This is a genomic window from Herbivorax alkaliphila, from assembly GCF_030848475.1.
In the GTDB taxonomy this organism is placed as follows: Bacteria; Bacillota; Clostridia; order Acetivibrionales; family Acetivibrionaceae; genus Herbivorax.
Genome location: NZ_JAVDDS010000047.1, coordinates 1 through 18,993 on the forward strand (window position 1 = coordinate 1; position 18,993 = coordinate 18,993).

At 31.8% G+C, this 18,993-nt stretch carries 17 protein-coding genes; 1 reads left to right on the top strand and 16 read right to left on the bottom strand.

Going from position 1 to position 18,993, the window contains the following annotated elements; all coding sequences use genetic code 11:
* Positions 1-744 precede the first annotated feature (744 nt).
* From RBH29_RS14095 to RBH29_RS14145, 11 genes are all read right to left on the bottom strand, one after another.
* Positions 745-2,427 (bottom strand): YheC/YheD family protein, encoded by a 1,683-nt coding sequence (locus RBH29_RS14095; RefSeq protein ID WP_306697572.1) that lies wholly within the window; start codon positions 2,425-2,427, stop codon positions 745-747.
* Between the two features lie 55 nt (positions 2,428-2,482).
* Entirely contained in the window at positions 2,483-3,394 is a 912-nt protein-coding gene (locus RBH29_RS14100) for a putative nucleotide-diphospho-sugar transferase (protein WP_306697573.1), read from the bottom strand.
* 79 nt (positions 3,395-3,473) lie between these two features.
* Positions 3,474-4,427, bottom strand: coding sequence for a hypothetical protein (locus RBH29_RS14105; protein ID WP_306697574.1), 954 nt, complete (start codon positions 4,425-4,427; stop codon positions 3,474-3,476).
* A gap of 27 nt (positions 4,428-4,454) precedes the next feature.
* Positions 4,455-5,669 carry a glycosyltransferase family 2 protein gene (locus RBH29_RS14110; protein WP_306697575.1) on the bottom strand — a complete coding sequence of 405 codons (1,215 nt, stop codon included), beginning with the start codon at positions 5,667-5,669 and terminating at the stop codon, positions 4,455-4,457.
* 45 nt (positions 5,670-5,714) lie between these two features.
* Complete coding sequence (locus RBH29_RS14115; RefSeq protein WP_306697576.1) at positions 5,715-6,692, bottom strand: GDP-mannose 4,6-dehydratase; 978 nt, start codon at positions 6,690-6,692, stop codon at positions 5,715-5,717.
* 1 nt (position 6,693) lies between these two features.
* Entirely contained in the window at positions 6,694-7,458 is a 765-nt protein-coding gene (locus tag RBH29_RS14120; RefSeq protein ID WP_306697577.1) for a sugar phosphate nucleotidyltransferase, read from the bottom strand.
* Positions 7,459-7,667: 209 nt separating this feature from the next.
* Entirely contained in the window at positions 7,668-7,982 is a 315-nt protein-coding gene (locus tag RBH29_RS14125; RefSeq protein ID WP_306697578.1) for an AAA family ATPase, read from the bottom strand.
* A gap of 78 nt (positions 7,983-8,060) precedes the next feature.
* Positions 8,061-9,269, bottom strand: a complete 1,209-nt coding sequence (locus tag RBH29_RS14130; RefSeq protein WP_306697579.1) for an ABC transporter permease — start codon at positions 9,267-9,269, stop codon at positions 8,061-8,063.
* Positions 9,270-9,401: 132 nt separating this feature from the next.
* Complete coding sequence (locus RBH29_RS14135) at positions 9,402-10,724, bottom strand: efflux RND transporter periplasmic adaptor subunit (RefSeq protein ID WP_306697580.1); 1,323 nt, start codon at positions 10,722-10,724, stop codon at positions 9,402-9,404.
* Positions 10,725-10,766: 42 nt separating this feature from the next.
* A complete protein-coding gene (locus RBH29_RS14140) occupies positions 10,767-11,468 on the bottom strand; it encodes a YknW family membrane protein (RefSeq protein WP_306697581.1) in 702 nt (233 codons plus the stop codon).
* A gap of 86 nt (positions 11,469-11,554) precedes the next feature.
* Positions 11,555-12,286, bottom strand: a complete 732-nt coding sequence (locus RBH29_RS14145) for an ABC transporter ATP-binding protein (RefSeq protein ID WP_306697582.1) — start codon at positions 12,284-12,286, stop codon at positions 11,555-11,557.
* A 533-nt stretch (positions 12,287-12,819) separates the two neighbouring features.
* Here RBH29_RS14145 and thpR point away from each other — a divergent pair.
* Entirely contained in the window at positions 12,820-13,431 is a 612-nt protein-coding gene (thpR, locus tag RBH29_RS14150; protein WP_306697583.1) for an RNA 2',3'-cyclic phosphodiesterase, read from the top strand.
* Positions 13,432-13,464: 33 nt separating this feature from the next.
* Here thpR and RBH29_RS14155 read toward each other — a convergent pair whose 3' ends face one another.
* From RBH29_RS14155 to RBH29_RS14175, 5 genes are all read right to left on the bottom strand, one after another.
* Positions 13,465-14,955 carry an anti-sigma-I factor RsgI family protein gene (locus tag RBH29_RS14155; RefSeq protein ID WP_306697584.1) on the bottom strand — a complete coding sequence of 497 codons (1,491 nt, stop codon included), beginning with the start codon at positions 14,953-14,955 and terminating at the stop codon, positions 13,465-13,467.
* Position 14,956: 1 nt separating this feature from the next.
* Positions 14,957-15,715: an RNA polymerase sigma-I factor gene (gene sigI / locus RBH29_RS14160; protein ID WP_306697585.1), complete on the bottom strand. Its 759-nt coding sequence runs from the start codon at positions 15,713-15,715 to the stop codon at positions 14,957-14,959.
* 247 nt (positions 15,716-15,962) lie between these two features.
* A complete protein-coding gene (locus RBH29_RS14165; protein WP_306697586.1) occupies positions 15,963-16,841 on the bottom strand; it encodes a glycine betaine ABC transporter substrate-binding protein in 879 nt (292 codons plus the stop codon).
* Positions 16,842-16,915: 74 nt separating this feature from the next.
* Entirely contained in the window at positions 16,916-17,749 is an 834-nt protein-coding gene (locus RBH29_RS14170) for an ABC transporter permease (RefSeq protein WP_306697587.1), read from the bottom strand.
* Entirely contained in the window at positions 17,736-18,935 is a 1,200-nt protein-coding gene (locus RBH29_RS14175) for a quaternary amine ABC transporter ATP-binding protein (RefSeq protein ID WP_306697588.1), read from the bottom strand. Before RBH29_RS14175 ends, RBH29_RS14170 begins: the two co-directional genes overlap by 14 nt.
* Between the last annotated feature and the right edge of the window lie 58 nt (positions 18,936-18,993).

Here is an 18,993-nt window from a genome sequence, read left to right on the forward strand (position 1 = left end):
TTGAAAATGATTATTTAAATTTTAAAAATTGTCGATGTCTAATAGCGTAAAAACCCCCGGGGGTCGACAACTAATATATATATGTAAGAAACGTAGTTCTATACTGGCATTGCCATTTTTTACTCTCTCAACCTTGACTTTTCATGTTACATAAGGTTAAAATATAAATGCAGGTAGCATGCAATGTGGACGTGTTTTTATCGTACCTATAAGGAATTGAAACTGGACAGAGCCATGAAAGCTATGCAATCAATAGACGTTTTTATCGTACCTATAAGGAATTGAAACTAGCTGGATTGATAGATTCACACCGGGAATAAGACCAGTTTTTATCGTACCTATAAGGAATTGAAGCCCTTGCCATTGTTTTTCTAGTACCCACAGGAATCAAAATCATGTACTGTCAAGCATACGGAGACTAAAAATTTAATTGGAGTTTTTCTTCTTTGACCCGTGAGAAAGACATCTGAGGAAAGTACATTCATGAGGTACCTTAGAGACGTTTCCATCGAATGTATCTTTCCGATGCTATTGAAGAAAAACGGAAATTAATTTTTAGCGACGCACCCGCACTCTTAAAAAACTCAAATTCTCAAAAACATATACAACACCTCTTAAATCACTACAGGAAAATGAATCTAAAAACTATTATTTTTCACAGAAAATTTTTATTAATATAAAATCAAGACATGGTTTGAAGATGTGACTTATGAACTTAAAAGATAGGATAGAGATATGCCAATACTAAAAATAATGACTTCCCTTTATTACCTCTTTTGCTTTACTATATCTTTCTACAGAACTTTCATCATTAACCAATTTACACTGTTCACACAGAGGTCGGGTATTAGCTTCTATTAACCATACTTTGCCCTGTCTGTCTATAGCCATATCAAAACCTATAATACTCAAGCTTAGTTTATAGTCTAGGATATTGGCCGCTTGATGTGCAAAATCAACCAATTCCTTTAAAGTACTCATAGCGTCATGATTTTGATCTATCTTTTTCAAAATGTCTTTTAAGGGATAATCCTGTGCCCCTTTTGAAACATTAGTAACAACAGCATTTTTCTGCCGAGCAACCTTAGCCGAAGTAAGAGTGAGTTCCCATGTATAGTAAGGTTTCTGCATTAACATTCGTATATCAAAAGGACAATTCTTATACGTAGCCAAATCAATTCCCTGTTGAATAACATACTCCCTATCAGCCATAATATCCTCTAACTCTAATAAGAGATCATATAAAGAAATTTTCTTCGAAAAATTGTCATAGGACAACATACAATGGTCTTTATTTACTTTCTTTAATCTGATTATTCCATTACCTTGAAATCCAGTATCAGGCTTAATATAAACAGTCTGATAACAGGTTAACATTCTTTTTAGATTGGAATGATTGTACCATAAAGTTTCGGGAAGGTGCTGTGATATAATTGGATGCTCTTGCAAGATTTCCATATGCTTCATTTTGCTTCTGGGAACTTCTTGATTAATCATATTCTCTAAGACAAAATAATGATTAAAGTGTTTCTTTCCAGTAACGGTTTCCATAAAACTGTTGTCAATAGAATTAATCTGCATAAGTGCTTTTCGAATCTCATCTACATAAATAGAGTAAATGTTTCTTGCTTTAGAAGATATTTTTTTCCTGTTACACAATTCATACTCATTTTCATTAATAACCCTAAACCCACTGAAATGATAACATATCAACTGCTGGTCAGCAAAATAAATTGTGTCGCCTTCTGAAAAAATATCATAGCCTCTATTTATATTCCAAGGTCCTGCATTTATCCCCTTATTTTTGGAGACCTTTACTCCTGAAAACATCTTTCGCCATTCGTCTAGATATTTTTGATCCCCCCACAGCCCAAATTCCTGCCTGTCATAGCACCAGTTTAGGCACTTTTCCCTCCACGAATCTAGACACATTTTACTGATTTCATCTCTTTTAAAGCCAATCAGCCCTGATGAGTACTTTCCCACTCTTTCCCTCCATCGACGATTAAGCCACAGTTTTGTTAAAAAGATAGAGTAATCTTCCCACTCTTTGTAGATATCTTTTACATCTTTGAAAAAAAATATGTCCGCATCTACATACAAAAGCGAATCTAGATTATCATTATTTTCAAATAGAAATCTGATAAATGAAGGTTTTAATGTCCAGCAAAATTCATGTATCTGTCTATCCTTTTGAATTTTTTCTAATTCTTCATCCATAATATCATAAAGGCTTAATACCACTACATTCTCTAGATTTATTTCTTTTAACATATTGTATGCTATATCATCTACACACAATATCCAGAGCAGAAATTCCGATGTATTTTTGTTTAGTGAATAATAGAGTGCAAGACCTTGAATCAAATAATCTTTAGTCAGTAAAGTACATATATTCTTAGCCTTTTTATTATACTTACAATTCATAACCAACTTCCCTTCACATCAAATTTTACTTTAATTATTTATAAAACTACATTTTTTATATATCATAATACTTTGCAAGCTTACTGATTTTCTTTTCAATGCCAAAACCATCAAAATTCGGTGCAACTCTCTCTATATCTTCAATTACAGCTTTGATAGTATAAATATATTCGGAATGAAGTATTTTGTTAAACTCCTTTCTAAAGCTTGCCAAAGCTATTTTGTTTTTACCAAGAATTCTAAATCCAGAAAAATGATAACACACCAGTCTATCTGCATCTACATACAATGCTCCTTCTTTTTTTATGATATTATACTTTTCCTCATTCCAAGGTGCTATATTTACACCTTTTGTACTGATGCTACATACATTTTCAAAAAGTTTTGGCATAAATTCAAGATATTTTTGATCTCCAAATTTTCCTTCCTTGACTTTATTAAAACACCATTTAAGACATTGATTCTGCCACCATTTTAGTACATTTAAGGCATTAGTCACATTTTTAAATATCATAAAACCTGAATTGTATTTCCCACAATAAGCACTTAAGCTTTTATAAGCTTTTGAATAATCGTGTTCTGAAAGCATCACATCAGCACTCATCTCTTTTTTATATATTACAGATGGGTTACTAAAAAAATACATATCTGCATCTAGATAAGTTATATATTCACCTGACTTTATCTTGCCTAAAACATGCTCAATAAGAAATGCTTTCAATGTCCAGCAATACTCAGATAAACGCCTTTTATTTCTTAAAGCTGTCAATCGATCATTTTGTAAATCTGCTATCTTTAACAACGCTACATTCTTTAAACCTATTTTGCTGCATATATTGTAGCACTCATCATCTACACACAGTATATATAATCTAAAGTATTCAGCATTATCAACAAGTGATTTATATAAAGCTATTCCTTGATATAATCTGTACTTACTCAAAACAGTACAATAAACTTGTTTCATAATATCACACCTTTCTAACATAGAGCCTGACAAAAATCCTAGATCTCTTCATATTATGTTCTTTAAAGCATTTTGCTCTTTATTCGTCATTCTCTTTGCTTTTTAGAACATAAAAATTAGCATCCGGCAGGTATTCTCGTTTTAAAAAACCTTCATTAAAATTAGGAAATTTTCTCTTTACTTTATCAATACAGCTTTTTAACATTTTTAAATATGGAACATAAATATAATTTACTACGTTTTCATCATCAATAGAATAATTCAAACAAATGCTATAAACTGTACTATCTACCATGACAAGACCTGAAAAATGATAAAAAATAAGAGGGTGTTCATCTATAAATACCTTTTTATTTTGCAATGTAACCTTGTAATTAGAGATATTCCAAAACGCAGCATTTGCCCCTGCTGTTTTAACAATATGAACCCCTGGAAAATTAACAGGCCAGTCTTCAACATATCTTTGATCTCCAAAAGCTTTTTTTATCGTATCCTCCTTCATGGGACAATACTTAATACATTTGTTTTTCCACTGTCTCACTGCCTTTTTGGCTATGTCATCATTTTTGCAGCCAACAAAACCTGTATTATATATACCTGTCAAATCATAAAATTGTAAAAAATCTTCTGAATTTCTGTGATGGGTAAGAAATAAAGAAGCATTTTTATTTTCAGAAAAAATCCTTCTAGGATTATCAAAAAAGCAAAGATCTGCATCAAGGTGTGCAAAATACCGTGCTTTATGATAATTCATCATAACATGATATAAAAAACAAGGTTTTAATGTCCAACAATATGCATAAAAATTTCTATTTTTCTTTGCCTTTAAAAGTCTTTTATTTTCAATTTCCCTCATTTTAATCAATTTAACATGTTCAAACCTCATTGTTTTAAGTATTTTATACACTATTTCATCTGCACAAAGCACATATAACTTAAATCTATCGCAATGCATTGATAAAGAAGTATACATAGCAGTAAATTTGTACAAATGACTTTTTGAAACTATTGTAGTAAAATGAAACTTATGCATATACTCACCTTCACTATTTCAAAATAATTAACTTTCACTATATTCTTTCAGCATTTTTTTAATATCAATATTTAATAATTGTTTTGATAACTTATGCAATTGGATGATAAAGTCATTAATTTCATGAATATGTTTGAGTTCAAAAACTTGTTTTCGCAATGTCTTTACATTCTTTTGCATATAAGAATGTATGCGAGTACGTTTTTTGCCATTAATTTTTCCTTTTCTATTAAATTGCAAAAACTTTAAAAATAGTTTAAGAACAAAATCGTAATTTTTTAGAGATATTATTTTATTAATTTCTCCAGCTATTTTATTTAAGGTATATCCATCTACCGACAGGGTATGGCTGATACACATCATAATTACATCAATTGAGGATATATTATTGTATTTTTTACACATATAATTTATATTTTCATTAATGTCAATATCAGTGTGATTAGGTGGATGCTCCTGATGGATATTTAAAATATCCTCTGCAAATTTAAATTTGCAGCCTGCTTTATATAACCTTATCCCTAAATCATAATCCTCATAACCATATTTTTTAATTTTAGAGTCAAACATACCAACTTCAAGGACTTTCCTTCTCTCTACAGAAGCATTATTTGTTATGAAAAATCTCCATGGAAAGTAATAGTTTTTTAAGCCCGATCCATATCTTTTTAATATTTCTTTTAATTTTTTAATAAATATACTGTCTAAATCAAATATATATTTATCAAGTTTAAAACTAGTTACTATATTTTCATCAACCAATTGACATCCATCACTTAACTTGTTTACATCCCATTTATTACCTGCTAAATTTGCTATCTCATTGAATTTTTCAACTTGAGAGTCACTAAATTTATCATAGTAAAAACTATACATTCTTTTCCAAGGCACTCCACAAACTACTAGACTCTTTTCAACATGTGAAGAGATATGTTTGGTTATAAAGTCCTTTGAAGCAATCATGTCACTATCGTGAAAAATAAGAATATCACCTTTAGCTCTTTTTATCCCTTCATTTCTGGCAAATGCAATTCCCTGATTGATATCTACTCTAACCTTTGTAAAAGGGTACTTAAGATTAAAATCAGACAACATCTCAAAGGTATCGTCTGTTGAACCATTATCAACTACAATTACTTCAACATCTTTTTGCTCATACTCCTGATTATTTAGTGCAAGCAAATTTAGATACAATCTTTCTCTTGAATTATATGCTGGAATAATAACACTTGCTTTCAACATGTCCACAACCTTTATTAATATCTAAACTTAGAGGTGCACGTTATATTACTCTTCTACTTTTAAAAAATTTTCATACCACTTTATAGTAAGGTCAAGACCTTCTTCAATTGTAAAAACAGGTTTCCATCCAAGTATATTTCTTGCTTTTTCAGCTGATAGATATTGATGTTTTATTTCGTTATTTGCCTCATTTAAAATTATCATTTCAATATTACTATCCATAGCCTTCAATATTTTAGATACTATATCTTTAACTGTAAGCTGTGCTTCATTGCTAAAGTTAAAAGCTTCTCCTTTGATGTTGAAATCCTCCATTTTTTCTGCCAAAAGAATATAGGCCTTTACTGCATCTTCAACATAAAAATAATCTCTTATTAATGTTCCGTCACTTCTTATTACTGGTGCTTCTTTATTAATAACGCTCCTAATAGTCTGAGGAATTATTCTGTTAAAGTTTAAATCTCCTCCCCCGTAGAGGTTACCACACCTAGTTACACATACTGGCAATCCATAAGTTTTAAAATAGGCTTGTGCTATAAGATCAGTACAACTTTTTGATACATCATAGGGATGTTGACCGTGAAGAGACATATTTTCATCATATGGAAGCTGTTTTTGCTCACCATAAGCCTTATCGCTTGAAGCTACCACTATTCTTTTCACAAGAGCACTCCTTCTTGCTGCCTCAAGTACATTCCATGTTCCCTTAATATTTGACTCAAAAGTAGAGACAGGATTTCTGTTTGCAACACCAACTATTGCCTGTGCAGCAACATGAAAAACCGTATCTATTTCATACTCTCCTAACACTCTCTCTAAAAGGCTTATATCCCCCAACTTACCATTAATAACTTTTATTTTCTTATACTCATTGCCTTGATAAAGAAATGATTGAGGCACACAATCCCTAACAAGCCCTACTACATTAGCCCCTTGTCTTACCAATTCCTTTGTCAGATAACTTCCTAAAAACCCTGTGCATCCAGTTATAAATACATTTCTATCTTTCCAAAAGTTATTCATACTACCATACCTTCCACTTTGCTTTATTTTGATTACAGAGGTTATTAATTTTAACTATATCGTTATACGTATCACATGCAGTCCAAAAACCATTATGCATATAAACTGCAAGTTGATTATCTAAAGCAAGATTTACTAACGGATCCTGTTCAAATGCACAATTTGTATCGTCTTTTATATAATTGAACACTTCCGGTTCAAGAACAAAAAAACCACCGTTTATAACTCCTATATTAGTTTGCTTTTCATTAAATGAAATAGCAATATCATCCTTTACAGTTAAAGTACCATACTGACTTTTCTTTTCAATTCCGGTTACAGTAGCAACCCGTTTTTTTGCTCTGTGGAACTTTAAAAGCTTATGAATATTTATATCTGAAAGACCGTCTCCATATGTGAGCATAAAAGTCTCATTCTCTAAAAGATGTTGTGCTCTCTTTATTCGACTACCTGTCATTGTATTTGGTCCTGTATCTAGAAAAGTAATTTTCCAATCCTCTGCCTTATCCATCATATGCATCTCATCTTTAGCTGTATCTAGTGAAAAACTATGGTTTTTCCATTTATAATTTACAAAATACTCTTTAATTTTATCCCCCTTATAACCTAACAGTAATAGAAAATCATTAAAGCCATAGTAATTGTAAGTTTTTAATATATGCCATAACATAGGCTTTTGTCCTACATTAACAAGGGGCTTTGGAATATCTTCTGTAAGTTCGTGCATTCTCATGCCTTTTCCACCACACAAAATAACAACCTTCATAAGAATCCCCTGCCTAACTATTGAAATAATTACTTTACATAATTATCATATGAGTGTCTTATTTCAAGTGTTACTTTTTCTAGTATGCTAAACTTTTTTAATATATAATTTTTAATCTATTGATAAATTAAGGGTTAATAGTTTCTTCTAAAACTAAACATCTTAAAATAGAGCACCTTACAACAGGTACTCTATTTCATGTCCAAGTATTAAATCAACCAAACAGGAACAAAATAATTTTTATGTTCATCAACATACATTTTAATATATGGAAGAATTTGTGGTTCATATTGAATTTCATCAATTAGTACAGGTGGTGAATATCTTTGCAAAAAAAGTGCAGGATCTGTAATAGCAATTTCTCGTACCAAAGGATTATCAAGAGTTACATATTTACGTCCTTCTTCAGATAACTTTTTTAACAGTGTTGTCTTCCCCACCTGTCTAGATCCTGTAATGAGTACTACTGGAAACGTATTACTTGTGTTTATAACTACTTTTTCTAAATCTCTTTTTATATACACAAAATCACTCCGTTAAATATAAAATGCCATTTTATTATAACCGAAATCAGAATATATTCAAGTCATATTTCCATACATCTACTCATGTCTAATTGCCTCTATTGGATCTAAATCTGCTGCCTTTTTAGCTGGATATACTCCAAATATTATGCCTAAAATGACAGAAATTAAAAATGCCCCGATTATTAATTTTAAATCAACTACAGGAGGAATATTTATTAACTTAGACAGCACATTACCTACTATAATACCAATTAATATTCCGATTACTCCACCAAACCCTGTGATGATAATTGATTCCATCAAAAACTGAAAAACTATATCCCTCTTTTGTGCTCCAAGAGCTTTTCTAATACCTATTTCCCTTATTCTTTCAGTTACAGAAACTAATAAAATATTGACAATACCAATACCGCCAACAACCAAAGTAATAGCTGCAATCGCCAAAAGTACAAGTGAAATAACATTTAGAATTTCTCCCACACCTTCTTGTATTTCCTGCACACTCGTTGCTTGATATTTGTTTTCATTATCTTTTCTAAACTCTAAAAGTCTTATAGCCCTCTCACCCACACTCTGCAAATCACTGCCATCCTCAACTGACATATCAATGCCCTCAAGTGCTTGTTGGTTATAAAAATGCTGGTATGTAGATAATGGTATATAAACATTTGCAGGAAATGCATCGTCACTCATCATTGAAGCAAACAAGTCACCTTCTGTAGACTGTACGCCAATTATCATCAATCTTATTACATTTCCAGAATGACTTTCAAGTGCTATTTCTTCACCAACTATATCTACCCTGTTAAAATGCCTTCTTGCAAAGTTATCATCGACAAATGCCACATTTCTTACTTCTGAAAAATCTATTTCATTAATAAATCTACCTGCTGCAATGTCAATTGTTTGAAAACTAGAATACTGGGATGTAATTCCCTGTACAGTTACCCTTCTTGTATCATCTTCAAAATTTATTGTCCCACCAGACCAACCATAGGCACTAATATTTCTAATTTGGGGGATTTGATCTACCAACATTTCTAGGTCTTCATAATAAAGCCAGTCATCCTGAGTAATATTTGATCCACTGTATTGAATCATAATTGTATTGCTTCCCATTCTCTCAAACTCAGAAGCCATGAAAGTTTGTGCAGCATTTCCTATTGCCATTATTGCAATAATAGAAAAAACCCCCATGATTATGCCCAATGTAGTCAAAAAAGATCTCAATTTATTACTTCCAAAAGCAAAGAAGGCCTGTTTTAAATTTTCTATAAATTTCATAATTATATTTATCCTTTCTTTACAATCAATGCACAAAATGTCTTGAGAATTTTCCCTGTATTTAAAATAAACTCATCAAAATACGTATCATGCTGCTTTAAAATTATTAGATTACAGCACTTCACAGTTTTTTTAATTAATGTTTACTAACATACCATCTTCAATGTTGTTTGAAGGATTAATAATAACCCTGTCTCCCTCACTCAACCCATCGGTAATTTCAACTTCAAAATCTGATGTAATCCCTAATGTAATCTTCTTTTCTCTGACAATATTTTCATCATCCACAACATACATATATCTATTACCTGCACTGTCTTCCCTTCCAAACATTTCAAAGCTGGCAATAAGAGCCTCTTCATTCATGTCAGTTGCTATTTCGCAGGTCACGCTATATCCAGGTCTTAACAATTCTACACCTTTATCAATGAAAATTTCTATCCCTACAACTGTTTCTGTATTGTTAGAAGTAGTTATTCTTTCTGCCACAGGTGATATATATTCAATTTTTCCTGATATTTCGCTACCTCTATCAACTGCATCTGCAGAAATATTAACTTTCTGACCTATTTCAACATATTTTATGTCTAGTTCTCTAATATTCGCCTTAATTATAAGACTGTCATTATTTATTATTTTAAAAGCCGGCTGTACATTATTTATTGTTTCGCCTTCTACCACATTTATTTCAGAAATAACTCCATCAATTGGACTCAACGCACTTTCTTTAAGCCTTTCTATGTTTTTTTCAATTTCTTTTATTCTATCTTCTGTCTTTTTTAAATTTTTGACTTGTACTTCAATATCAATATCTGAACTTTTTGCAGATAAAATTGCATCATTTAAATTTTGTTTTGAATGCTTAAGATTGTTTTCTGCATCCCTAACCTGCATTTCTGACGTCTTCACCATATCTTCAGCACTATTGAGTTCACTTTTTGATATTGCACCAGCCTCATATAATTTTTTGCTTTTATCTAAGTTCTCAATGCTTTCTTCATAAGTACTTTTAGCATTTCCCAGATTGTCTTTAGATGTATTTACCAATGATTCTAAATAATCAGTATCTCTATTAGAAGTCATAGTCCTAGTTTTTTCGATTTCAAGTTTCTGTATATTCTTATTAGTTTTTAATCCATCAAGTTCTGATTCAAGAGAACTCAAATCAAGATTAATAAGCTTCTCACCTTCTGATACCTGCTGTCCCCTTGATAATAGCACTTTATCCGCCCTTGCAGTTGAATCAAAGTAAACCTCTATTACATCGGCACTTTCCACATATCCATTAACTGAAATACTTGAAGATATCTCCCCTTTTTTTACCTCTCCCACTTCTACAGTATGTCTGGCTCTACCACCTGTACTTGTAGACTCTGAATTATTAGTAATTATACTTACCACTATAAAAAAAGCAACTATTAAAAAAATAGCGGTACCTATTAAAACCTTTTTCATACATTACCTCCCTGAAAACATTTAAAAATTAATTTCTTCAAACTACATATGCATAATTCCGGAGAATAATAATCCCACAAAATATAATGCTGCAACAATTGAATATGACTTGGCTTTACTTAAACAACTTACTTCAGAAACTCCTATTCCAATAACACAATAACTCCATACATCAAAAACTTCAACATTACTTAACATTCCATAAATAAAAGTTCCATTTAAACTCTCAGGTAAAACAGTTCCCAAGCTCGTTATAGAACTATATATATCAAATTCTCCACTCGTGTAGGATACCAGTAAATTTACTACATACATTAAAAGATATATCAATAATGCATGTGATACAACCGACAAGTATTGTTTGAATCTTCCTTTACCTTGGAATATCTTTAAAATCCCCCATAATATCAATGAGCCAATTAGTACATATATCGGTAATGATACTGCTTCTAGTGTTATTGCAAGTATTACCGCAAAAACCCCCATCATTTCTGGCGTAAATTCTTCGCCTAACTCTGCTAATTCCGCTTCCGTCAACATCATCAATGCATCCCTAAAAGCTGGATAATTTAAAAGTATTGTAATTACAGGCACAATAATTATTAATATTATTGGCAATAGTACCTTTGGATTTTCAACCAGTGATTTCATTACTTTCCCAGGTGACACAAAGACCCCTACAATTCTCTGGATTGCTCCTAACTCATTATCATCTACTTGATTTGAAATATTTATTTCGCTCATATGTTACCTCCTTAAAATTCATCTTACAAACTTCAGCTAAAGTAGACTCTCCACTTAAAGCCCCGATGTTTAGCTAAACCAATTCACTATAAACTATTGTTCTTTTTCTCTTTTAATAATTCATCTGCATTAATAGATTTAGTTACACTTAAATCACTTACAAGCATTCCGTCTTTAAATTTTAGTACCCGTTTTGTATGTTCTGCAATATCTGGTTCATGAGTTACAAGCACTATAGTAACACCATTTCGATTAATACCCTGAAATATACTCATTATTTCTTCACTAGATACACTGTCTAAATTACCAGTAGGTTCGTCTGCCAATATAATTGCAGGATTATTAACAAGTGCTCTGGCAATAGCCACTCTTTGCTTTTGCCCTCCAGACATTTCAGTTGGCTTATGATGCATCCTGTCTGAAAGTCCAACTCTATCTAGTGCGTACATAGCCTTTTCTTTTCTTTCTTTTGAAGGCACACCAGCATATAGCATGGGCAACTCTACATTTTTAAATGCATCCATTTTAGGAAGGAGGTTAAATGCCTGAAATACAAATCCTATTTTTAAGTTTCGTACCTTTCCAAGCTCATTATCAGAAATATTTGATATGTCAACACCCTCTAACTTATAAGTGCCTGATGTAGCTCTGTCAAGACATCCCATAATATTCATAAGAGTTGACTTTCCCGAACCTGATGCCCCCATTATAGATATAAATTCACCTTTATGTATTGAAATATTAACACCTTTCAATGCCTCTGTATGTACTTTTCCATTTTTGTAGATTTTGCCTATATCATTCATTTTTATTATCATAATATTCTCAAATCCCTTTACCCTAAAATTTTCATTATTGAATTTAAATATTATGTCTGATTGTTTGGTAAAAATTATAGAATATATTTATACTTCAAAGATGAGATGTGTTCTCTAAAGTCTTTACCTCCCCAATTAAAACAATAACATTAAAATTCAATCTAATCTCTTATCTCTATCATTAATCTTTATTAAATTTTATATTATTATATCTTTTTAGTCAATACTTTTAATTTGTTCAATTCAAGAACCGTCCCCTAATTGAATTAGGGGACGGTTCTCGAATTGAATGTTTCTAAGGCATTCCTTAGCATGTGAAAAATTGAATATTATAAGCAAAATTCATAAATACCTAAGAAAAAGTCGACTATACTGTTCTATTTAACAGTTGTATATAATAATTAATGATGTTAAAATAATTAATAGTAGAATTTTATTTATTCAAAATTTTAGCTTCTGTTAATATTTGCAAGCATTCCAGAAGAATAAAATCTGTTTTAAGTTGTTTTATCTTTTTATAATATTTTCACAAATTGATTGTAAATACCCATGGTATTTTAAAAATAAAGTTAAAGGAGGTTACTTCTATCAGAGCTTTTATTGGAATTGATTTTAATCAGGCGTTAAAAAATGAGTTATACAGCCTTCAAAAAAGACTTAAAAAATATGCACAAAAAGGCAGCTGGAACTATATTGACAACTTTCACATCACATTAAAATTTTTAGACGAAATAAGTGTACTTAAATTAAGTCAGATAGATGATATATTAAAAAATATATGCCGTAATAAAGAACCTTTCACACTTTTTTTTGAAGATTTTGGGGTTTTTGGTAGCAAAAATTCCATAAGAGTTTTATGGGTTGGACTTTCTAAAGGACTTAAAAAATTAGAATTATTACATAAAGAAATTGATAATTCATTAATTCCCTTAGGTTTTCCCCAAGAAAAACGAAAATTTACGCCCCACATAACAATTGGTCAGGATATTGTTTTTAAATGTGACTATTCAATAATTAAAGAGGCAATAGGAAGTCCTAATGTAGGAGCACTAGAAGTAAATAACTTATATCTTTTTAAAAGTGAACAAATTGAAAATAAAAGGATTTATACCAAGGTCAGTGAGTATAAACTTCTTTACGGCTAAAAGCCCCAACTTTAAAAAGTCGGGGCTTTTAAATTAATTAGGTTCAATTCCCCATACAAGAGCATCCGAAATGTATACAGTCATCCTTTCCCAATCCACGTATGAATCTTCTGCCTCTGGATTAAATGAATAGTTATTTGTCTGATCAAATGTGCTCCAATCCTCTTTGTAAATAGCACCTTGAACATATACAAATTCATCCGGCTCTATATTTCCTGTCGAAAACTTCAATTCCAAGTACCTATTTGCATTAACTCTGTCTGCCAAGTTGTAAAACTCTCCATATACTTCGGATTCGTCTCCATGACTGAAAAAATATACGTACACTCCTAAAGGTATGTCTGTATTATCTTCAAAATAATATCTTACTTTAACATCTTCAAGATCAACTACATCATCACCGTTATTTAAAATTCTAAAACTATAATCAATTGTATTAGTCTCAATGGTGTCATTTTCACAATAGTATTGAATTTTCAAACTATCCCCAGACAGCTCCTCTATTTCATCAGGTCTAGAAATTTCAGGTGTAGGAATTACAGTATCCTCTTCTGGCGTTGAATCAGGTGTCTGTATAGGTTCCATCGTAGGTAATGGCTCTGTTGTAGGCAATACATCTGATGTAGGTTCTGGTGATGTTGTTACTGATGAGTCAGGTGTATAAACTGGCTCCGGTGTCCTCACCGGTTCTATTGTATCTTCTGGCTCTGGTGTTTCCCCCGTCTCAGGTATCTTTTCAGAATCACTTTCTTCAAGGCTTTCCTCATCATTTAATATTTCCATCAACTCAGATATATTCATAGCTGCTACATTTTCTAGTTCAATATCTCTTTCTATTTCCTTTGCCTTAAGATATAAATTGTACCTGCCCATAGAAATATTATTCTCTAAGGCTTCTTCTCTTTCTTTAGCTGTCACTCTTAACATCTTTGCTGAAATATTAAATTCTTCATCAAATTGATTTATCAAACCATCTATACTATCCATAAGATCTAAAATTTTCTGCTCATCTTCATGCCCTGTTATGTTAAACTCTTTTTTTTCATTTAGAGCAGCAGAAACAAGCATTATATCATAACTTTCAGGCTTAATAAGCTCAGAATCTATTGATTTTTTTATCAAACTCAAAAAAACATCCTTTACATGTTTTTCATCAATTTCCACGTTATCCAGTACATCTTTTGCTTCATAATTAATAGGTACAGCTTTTATTACTTTATATTCATTATCTAAAACAAGTTCAAAACTTGGGTTTATATCAACATTAATATAACAATATGCATCATCGGAATTAAAAGAACTTACAAATAAAAGTACTGCAATAAAGACAGCTGCTACTGCTGACGCAATGGTAGTATATTTATTATTCCATATTTTACTTCTATATATATCCTGTTTGCTAAATCTTATTTGTTGACCTAACAGCATATGATTTTGCCTTTTTACAACAACAAACTCCCCATCCGGTGTTAATACCAACACTTTCTTTCCTTCTACCTCATATATTACACCCATTTTATCCATATCACTTACCTCCTTCCATTGCGTATTTAAGATATCTTTTCGATAACTCAAGATTGCTTTTTAAAATTAGACATAGAGCAATAATATACTTCCTATTATTGCCAAGTGTTCTTGTATGTACTTTTACTTTCTTTTTTAGTTCTTTTCTAGGTAAACTTTTATTTTTAAGTAAGTTTTCATAAAGTGCTTCATCCTCTGCTAAAGTCTTTGCAATGCCTATACATAGTTTTCTTGAATCTCTATGTTTTGGGACACATAAAACTAAATCCATAAAACTAATCCCAAACTCATTGAGATTTTTTTTAAATTTATCAATCTCTTCTTCATTCTCTACATCTTCAAAACCAAAATCTAAAGTACCACAAAGATAGTCTTCACTGAGCTCATATTTATCACTAAAGTAGGAAAAGGGAAATTCATTTGAATGTTTGCTTCTTCTTGAGTAATCAATTAAGCGCCTTTTTATTACCTGCTCAGAAAACATAAAAAAGTTGTAAGTTTTTGTCAAATCATATGAATTTATGGCTTCATTAAAAGCAGACAATGCAACGCTAAACTCATCATTATTGCGAGTATCTACGTACCTGCCTAAAGCATTTGATGTCACTCTTATAATAAACGGAGTATATTTAGATATAAAGTCATTTCTTAATTGGTGATTCCCTTCTTTGATTTTCTTAATTGTTGAAATAAATTTATCATAAGATAATTTCTCATCACTGTTCTTTTCTTTAATGTCAATTATCCTCCGAAGGCCCAAAAAAATCATTCCCCTTTCCTTAAAATTACTTCGCAATAATAAATATTTTTTATGTACACAAGAATAAATTATAGCTAAGACTTGCCTAAAACATCTCACCATTTAAATATACCAGAGAAAATATTAAAAAACAACATAAAAAAAGGGCATCAGCCCTTTTTTATGGAAGTTAGACAAAATTCGAATCCCTATTTATGATTTTTAGACAAAGTAGACTCTCCTGCTGAAGTCCCATTACTAAATAAGTTTACTCTAGCCACTCATCCACTTTTTCTTTATTTTCTTCAATCCATCTTTTAGCACTTTCATATGGATCTGCACCTTCCTCTTCATTCCAACTCATAACTGTCTCCATATCTTCAGGACTCCAGTAAAACATCTCTAAAAAATCATACACTTCTCGCATGTCTTCACGCAAACCTCTTCTAGTAATTGTATGAATTTGCTCATCTCCTCCGTAAATGCCTTCAGGATCATCCAGATATTTTAAATCCCACTCTGCAAACTTCCAATGAGGTGTCCAACCAGTCACCGCTACCCATTCCTCATTTCTTATTGCATCGGCTAAAGTTGCTGTCATTGTTGCTCCCGTTCCCTCAACAAGAGCAAAACCTTCCAGTTCATATTGTTCTATTACATCCTCTGTAGCTGACATTATACCTGCCCCTGGATCAATGCCCACAATCCTTGATTGAAAATTGTCTGCATCATCGTTAAGCTCCTCAATTGAGTCTATTTCAACATACTCAGGTACAACCAGACCTATTTTTGTTCCATCAAGGTTTGGACCTAAATCATCCACATCACCCCCTACCTGATTATAATACTCCTCATGTGTTGTAGGAAGCCATGCTCCCACCATTCCATCAGAGTCACCAGTAGTAAGAGACTGCCACATAGCCGAAGCACTCACAGGTACAATGTCTACATCATAACCCATTCTTTCCTGTAACACTGCTCTTACTACATTTGTACTTGCAATTTCAGATGCCCATTCTACATAAGTAAGAGTAACTTTTTTATCATCCTCTTGAATTGCCGCCTGATGATTGTGTAAGTATATTCCTGCAACTAATATTAAAACCAATCCCAAACCTATAAGTACTATACTTTTTGTTTTTTTCATAATTATTTCCTCCTATAAATTTAAATATTTTTACATACATTGAGACTTAAATTTGTCTATGTTTTGATTATTTATTATACCTTTCTGTTTCTCACTCCCTGAGTAATTCTATCAAGTATTATTGCTATAATAACAACACCTAAACCTGCTTCAAATCCCATACCAGGGCGAAATCTTTGTATTGCCTTCCATACTTCCCCTCCTAATCCTTTTGCTCCAATCATTGCAGCAATTACAGCCATTGAAAGAGACAACATTATTGTCTGGTTCACTCCTGCCATGATAGTCTGGTAAGATAGAGGCAGTTGTACTTTGAAAAGCTTTTGCAAACCAGTTGATCCAAAAGCATCTGATGCCTCAATAAGTTCTGATGGTACCTGCCTTATACCTAAAGCCGTAAGTCTTATAGCTGGAGGTATTGCAAAAATAACCGTTGCAAAGGTAGCTGATACAACTCCCAGCCCAAAAAACGGTATAGCAGGTATTAGGTATACAAAAGCAGGCATTGTCTGCATAAAATCTAAAATTGGCATAACTATTTTATGAACCTTTTTATTTAATGCTGCTAAAATACCAACAGGAATTCCTGCAAGGACTGCTATAAATGTAGAAAAAACCACTAAAGAAACTGTAATTATTGTAGCGTCCCAAAGGTCTAAATTCCATATAAAAAGCATTCCTAAGAGAGTTAAAAGAGCAATCTTATATTTTTTTGTAATATACAGAGCTAAAAGCACGGAAATTAAAATTACAACCCAAGGTGGAAAAATCATTAAAACATCTACAAACCCATCAATAATTGTTGCTGTGAATCTGGAGATAGCCCTTGTTAAATCTGAAAAATTAGTTGTCAACCATTCAATTAAAGATTCAACCATGTCACCTACAGGAATTTTAGGTATCGGCATTTTCATTCCCCCTTTTTGCAAGTCCTGCAATAATAGAGCCCTTTACAATTACTCCCAAAAGTCTTTTTTCCTCATTAACAACTGCTACTGGATTTTTAGTTTCCATCATCATTGAAAACAAGTTATTTAAGGGCATATCTGGCAAAACAGTTTTAATATCGCTATTAATAATTTGCCTTATATCTTTATTACCTTTTTTTATCATTAAAGCAGCATCTTCTGCTTCAATAATCCCCTGTATTTTATGCTGACCATCTACAACAAAAATACTGGAGATACCAGCTTCCTGTATCTTTCTTAGAACAGTTCTAGGGCCGTCTTTTAAAAACGCAACCATTTCAGGATTTTTCATAATACCCTGAGCAGTTAAAACTTTTGACATATCAACATGTTCTATAAACTTTTCTACATATTGGTCAGAAGGGTTTGTAAGTATTTCTTCTGATGTACCTTCTTGAACTACCATGCCATCTTTCATAAGTATAATTCTATCACCTAACTTTATAGCCTCATCCAAATCATGGGTTATGAATATTATAGTTTTTTTCATTCTGCTTTGAAGGTCTATTAGTTCATCCTGCATTTCTCTTCTTATCAATGGATCTAGGGCACTAAAAGCTTCATCCATTAACAAAATGTCCGGATCTATAGCTAAAGCCCTAGCAAGTCCAACACGTTGCTGCATTCCTCCACTAAGCTGATGAGGATAACTGTTTTTCCATTCCTTTAGCCCTACAAGTTCTAGTGCACTTTGAGACTTCTCTCTTCTTTCATTTGCAACTATCCCCTGTATCTCAAGTCCATACTCAACATTTTGAATAACACTTCTATGGGGAAAAATTGCAAACCTTTGAAAAACCATACCAAACTTTTTCCTTCTTAAATTTAATAAATCTTTTTGAGACATCCCTGTAATCTCTTCACCATCTACAAATATCTTGCCTGATGTAGGTTCTATAAGCCTATTAATCAAACGCAAAAGAGTGGATTTGCCACTTCCTGAAAGCCCCATTATTACAAGTGTCTCTGCTTCATATACTTCAAAAGATACACCTCCTACTCCAACTGTATTTCCTGTTTTTTTAAGTATTTCATCCTTAGATATCCCTCTATCAAACATCTCCTTTGCTTTTTTGTAGTTATCACCAAATATCTTGACAACATCCTTCACTTTAATTTTAACCATTATTAGTCCTCTAATTCCTTTTTTATATATTGTTTCTAATTAATTAGTTTTTTATAAC

Coding starts and splice junctions, on each gene's coding strand:
- RBH29_RS14095 (WP_306697572.1), bottom strand. CDS start 2,427: ATGAATTGTAAGTATAATAAAAAGGCTAAGAATATATGTACTTTACTG.
- RBH29_RS14100 (WP_306697573.1), bottom strand. CDS start 3,394: ATGAAACAAGTTTATTGTACTGTTTTGAGTAAGTACAGATTATATCAA.
- RBH29_RS14105 (WP_306697574.1), bottom strand. CDS start 4,427: ATGCATAAGTTTCATTTTACTACAATAGTTTCAAAAAGTCATTTGTAC.
- RBH29_RS14110 (WP_306697575.1), bottom strand. CDS start 5,669: ATGTTGAAAGCAAGTGTTATTATTCCAGCATATAATTCAAGAGAAAGA.
- RBH29_RS14115 (WP_306697576.1), bottom strand. CDS start 6,692: ATGAATAACTTTTGGAAAGATAGAAATGTATTTATAACTGGATGCACA.
- RBH29_RS14120 (WP_306697577.1), bottom strand. CDS start 7,458: ATGAAGGTTGTTATTTTGTGTGGTGGAAAAGGCATGAGAATGCACGAA.
- RBH29_RS14130 (WP_306697579.1), bottom strand. CDS start 9,269: ATGAAATTTATAGAAAATTTAAAACAGGCCTTCTTTGCTTTTGGAAGT.
- RBH29_RS14135 (WP_306697580.1), bottom strand. CDS start 10,724: ATGAAAAAGGTTTTAATAGGTACCGCTATTTTTTTAATAGTTGCTTTT.
- RBH29_RS14140 (WP_306697581.1), bottom strand. CDS start 11,468: ATGAGCGAAATAAATATTTCAAATCAAGTAGATGATAATGAGTTAGGA.
- RBH29_RS14145 (WP_306697582.1), bottom strand. CDS start 12,286: ATGATAATAAAAATGAATGATATAGGCAAAATCTACAAAAATGGAAAA.
- RBH29_RS14155 (WP_306697584.1), bottom strand. CDS start 14,955: ATGGATAAAATGGGTGTAATATATGAGGTAGAAGGAAAGAAAGTGTTG.
- RBH29_RS14165 (WP_306697586.1), bottom strand. CDS start 16,841: ATGAAAAAAACAAAAAGTATAGTACTTATAGGTTTGGGATTGGTTTTA.
- RBH29_RS14170 (WP_306697587.1), bottom strand. CDS start 17,749: ATGCCGATACCTAAAATTCCTGTAGGTGACATGGTTGAATCTTTAATT.
- RBH29_RS14175 (WP_306697588.1), bottom strand. CDS start 18,935: ATGGTTAAAATTAAAGTGAAGGATGTTGTCAAGATATTTGGTGATAAC.